Raw genomic sequence first — 4,182 nt, 5'->3', positions numbered from 1 at the left:
GTCGTTGTAATGTGGTAGCGGGAGCCGGATTCGAACCGACGACCTTCGGGTTATGAGCCCGACGAGCTACCAGACTGCTCCATCCCGCACCGAAATCTTTTCAACAGCTCTCTGGTAAATAGGCTGTTGTTGTAAGTTGGTAGCGGGGGCCGGATTCGAACCGACGACCTTCGGGTTATGAGCCCGACGAGCTACCAGGCTGCTCCACCCCGCATCAACGAGGAGCGCATAGTATGGACGATGATGCTTAAAGTCAATAAAAGATTAAAATGCTGCGGTTAATAACTAGAGGTTTGAGTGGGTGGCATTCAATAAAGTAAATAGGGCTCTGGGTTACAGGGCCCTTTTGGTGTTATTGAAACCTGTATCGGAGACAGTAATCAGCCTGCTAATGTGCGGTCCTTGATGAGAGATTCGACAACGCCAGGGTCAGCCAGTGTTGAAGTATCTCCAAGGTTTTCGTATTCACCGGATGCAATTTTACGCAGGATTCGGCGCATGATTTTCCCTGAGCGCGTTTTAGGTAGTCCTGGTGCCCATTGAATGATATCCGGTGAGGCAATGGGACCAATTTCCTTGCGCACCCACTGTCTTAGTTCAGTCTTTAGCTCATCTGAATATTCAGATTCAGCCGTTAGTGTTACGTAGACGTATATACCCTGTCCCTTGATATCGTGAGGGAAGCCAACAACGGCCGCTTCAGCAACATCGTGGTGGGAGACCAGTGCAGATTCAATCTCTGCGGTGCCCATACGGTGGCCGGAGACATTAAGTACATCATCGACCCGACCAGTGATCCAGTAATAGCCATCTTCATCCCTGCGTGCGCCATCGCCCGTGGTGTACATGCCTTTGAAGCTGGAAAAGTAAGTTTGTACGAAACGTTCGTGATCACCAAAAACGCTGCGAGCCTGTCCGGGCCAGCTGTCGAGAATTACCAGGTTGCCTTCTTGCTTGCCTTCAAGGATTCGACCCTCGTTATCTACCAGGGCCGGTTTGATGCCAAAAAAAGGTCTTGTTGCTGAGCCGGGTTTCAGGTCTGTAGCGCCCGGGAGGGGGGTCAGCATGGCACCACCGGTTTCAGTCTGCCACCAGGTATCTACAATCGGGCACTGCTCATTACCAATCGTTTTGTAGTACCAGCTCCAGGCTTCGGGGTTGATCGGTTCGCCAACGCTGCCCAGTAATCTCAGACTGGAGCGATCCGTTCCTTCAACAGCGGCATCACCTTCCGCCATCAGTGCGCGTATTGCTGTTGGGGCAGTATAGAGAATATTAACCTGATGTTTATCGACGATTTTGCTGATTCTATTGCTGGCAGGGTAATTAGGGACGCCTTCATGCATTACCATGGTGGCACCATTTAACAGTGGGCCGTAGGTTACGTAGGTGTGGCCCGTGATCCAGCCAACATCAGCATTGCACCAGAAGACTTCGCCGTCTTTATAGTCAAAAACATACTGGTGTGTCATCGAGGCATAAACCAGATAGCCTCCAGTCGTGTGTAATACTCCCTTGGGTTGGCCTGTTGAACCTGAGGTATAGAGAATAAACAAAGGGTCTTCTGCGTTCATTTCTTCCGCAGAGCAGTTAGGGGAGGCCAGTGCTGTCAAATCATGCCAATTAACATCGCGTCCTTCCTGCCAGAATATTTCCCCATGGGTGTGGCGTAAAACAATGACTTTTTCGATGCTGGTCACAGCCTGGTTTTCAAGTGCCAGATCAACATTCTTTTTCAGGGGGACTTTTCGTCCTCCGCGAATACCTTCGTCGGCGGTAATCACCAGTTTGGCGTTGGAGTCTATAATTCGGCCAGCCAGAGCTTCGGGTGAGAAACCACCAAAAACAACGGAGTGTATTGCGCCAATACGTGAACAGGCCAGCATAGCTACAGTCGCTTCAACCACCATAGGCATGTAAATAGCGACCACATCACCTCTGCCAACTCCCTGACTCTTCAGGCCGTTAGCGAAACGGCATACTCTTTCATGGAGTTCTTTGTAAGTGACCTTAAGGGAAGGTTTATCTTCTTCATCAGGTTCCCAAATAATGGCGACTTGATCAGCCTTGTGCTCTAGATGGCGATCCAGACAGTTGTAAGAGGCGTTGGTGGTGCCGTCGAAGAACCAGTTGATGTCGACATTTTCATGGTCGAATGACACATCTTTGATCTGCGTGTAAGGGGTAAACCAGTCAATCCTCTGGCCGTGCTCTCGCCAGAATCTTTCCGGGTTAACGACAGACTGCTGGTACATTTCAAGATAACGCTCGTTATCTGCCAGAGTATTTTGTCGTTGGGCCTCGGTTACTGGATACACGCGTGCTTCAGTCATAAGGAGTCCTTAGAGTTTTTCTAATAGTTCTTCAGGCAATGCACTTATACGGTTTTTGTTATAAGTGGCTGTCGACGTCTACAGATTTTGGCATTGCGGTGCCTGTCCGTCATCTTAAGACGATACTTCTTTCAGGAAATTAGACTTTGGTAACAGGAATCTATTGTGAGCAGGTGGCAGGGTGGTTTCAAGTAATAGATAACGTCCCGTGTTTGATGGATATCTTCTGAAGTGAGTCAATCACTTAAAATGAGACTGTGTTCTTAAAAAAGACAGGGGGCGGCCCCAGTCATGAGCACGTATTTTAAAATTCTGGATAGCGCTGTTCTTGCAGAGACAAGCCAATCATCACGACACTCCTCTGCGAATCAAAAAACGGCACTGGGCTAATACCAACCGTACTTTCTAGTTACGCTATTGCGCTGGCAATCTGAACACCCGCCCTGCATTGGAACTTCTCGCAATAGCTGGCTATTACTCGTCGTTCCGCCTTGTTCTGTCGTCCAGCTTGCCATGCTCATTACGATAGTTAGAAAATGCGATGGGTATAATTTTGTGTAAAGCCTCCATCTGTGGCCTTGAACAGGGTGTTCGAACCTGGGGGCAGGCAGGTTTAACAGGTAATAAGTGGGAAAACCGCGCTATCCTTCGGCTTTTTGTTTTTATTCAGGAATAGTTGGAAGCGGTTGCTGGATTTTTGGCTGGTACATCGGGTTTGTATATACAGAGCCTTCTATTTCTCTCTGATTGTAGTTGTACCAAGGGATGGGAATGAAGCCGCAGCTCAGACAGTAACCTTTTGTGCAAAAATTTGCGGAATAAATCACAATGTCTTGTAGAGCTGTAAACCCCAGAGTTAAGCCATAGGAAAAAACTTTTATTGCTCTTAATGCTATACGCCAGGAGAGTGGTGTATTATTTGGTGTTCTTAAACTTCCAAGGCCCCACATGATTTCACCCACAGCAAAAGCTATAACATATGAGTTGATCATACCCACTGCTGTGCCCGCACTGATGTGGTAGTTGGTGGATGTGGTATTGGGAGGATTTATTAATGGGTCACTATGCCTTTTCTGGATTAGATGAATGTGCTCCTTCAAGACCACCACTTCATAACTCTTCGCCGAGTTCAGCAATTTTTCATTTTTACTGAGAAGGATATCCGGAAAGCCATCAAGATCACCTGCAAGCCTGAGTCTATATCGATGTGTGCCTGCGTTGAATGATAAATAGGCCGTATGCCTCCAGCTCGAAGAAGGGAAGGGTGCTTCCTGCTCGTTTTCTATCTGAATCTGCGAACTTATATCCAGCCCGGAAGTATCGATGGCTAAGAATGAGTGAGCTCGAGTATCAACAAGTTGTTGACTGATCACCTGCTCTTGTTCCCCAAGTTGGGTCAGTTCCACGGTGACAGTGCTGTTAATCTCCGGGCATGGCAGATCGGGAATAATCAGCTGAGAACTCACTCTGGGATCAATAAGCTGCTGTTTTTCACTGGAAACAAAAACAGCGTCTGGTTTTATGCTTTCTGCAGTAAATGGTGCTCTGTGGCAATCAGGTAGTGATGAAAATTGCAGCGACAACGCTCGTGTGGAAAAAAATAGTGCACAAATAGAGGCCTTGACAATTAATATAGCTAAAAGTTTCATGAAATCTTAATACATCTAATAAGTCCTGCTTTGAACATAGCAGCTTCCAGCTTCTTGTCAGCAATTCCCGCTTAATTGATTCCGATCAATAGTACCAAGGGATTCAGGCTGACTCGACAATCAGGAAATTGTAAACTTTCAACAAGATTATTCCAGATTTTATGTGTGTTGTTATTTTACTGTGCCGCCATCCAATCGAA

At 47.2% G+C, this 4,182-nt stretch carries 2 protein-coding genes and 2 tRNA genes; all 4 read right to left on the bottom strand.

The genetic code is table 11. From position 1 onward, the window contains the following. Nucleotides 1-12 precede the first annotated feature (12 nt). Nucleotides 13-89: transfer RNA gene (locus GZ78_RS26910), tRNA-Met, on the bottom strand. 48 nt (nucleotides 90-137) lie between these two features. Continuing rightward, nucleotides 138-214: transfer RNA gene (locus GZ78_RS26905), tRNA-Met, on the bottom strand. 166 nt (nucleotides 215-380) lie between these two features. Further along, nucleotides 381-2,333, bottom strand: coding sequence for an acetate--CoA ligase (gene acs / locus GZ78_RS26900; RefSeq protein WP_034843424.1), 1,953 nt, complete (start codon nucleotides 2,331-2,333; stop codon nucleotides 381-383). 662 nt (nucleotides 2,334-2,995) lie between these two features. After that, nucleotides 2,996-3,982 carry a hypothetical protein gene (locus GZ78_RS26895; protein ID WP_034843422.1) on the bottom strand — a complete coding sequence of 329 codons (987 nt, stop codon included), beginning with the start codon at nucleotides 3,980-3,982 and terminating at the stop codon, nucleotides 2,996-2,998. Between the last annotated feature and the right edge of the window lie 200 nt (nucleotides 3,983-4,182).

Origin of the sequence: Endozoicomonas numazuensis, from assembly GCF_000722635.1 — a bacterium.
GTDB classification, from domain to species: Bacteria; Pseudomonadota; Gammaproteobacteria; order Pseudomonadales; family Endozoicomonadaceae; genus Endozoicomonas_A; species Endozoicomonas_A numazuensis.
The sequence above is the reverse complement of the archived record's forward strand: the minus strand, read 5'-3'. Positions and strand labels throughout refer to the sequence as shown.

Bases quoted from the DNA above. Each gene is read 5' to 3' on its own strand.
- acs (WP_034843424.1), bottom strand. From the start codon at position 2,333: ATGACTGAAGCACGCGTGTATCCAGTAACCGAGGCCCAACGACAAAAT.
- GZ78_RS26895 (WP_034843422.1), bottom strand. From the start codon at position 3,982: ATGAAACTTTTAGCTATATTAATTGTCAAGGCCTCTATTTGTGCACTA.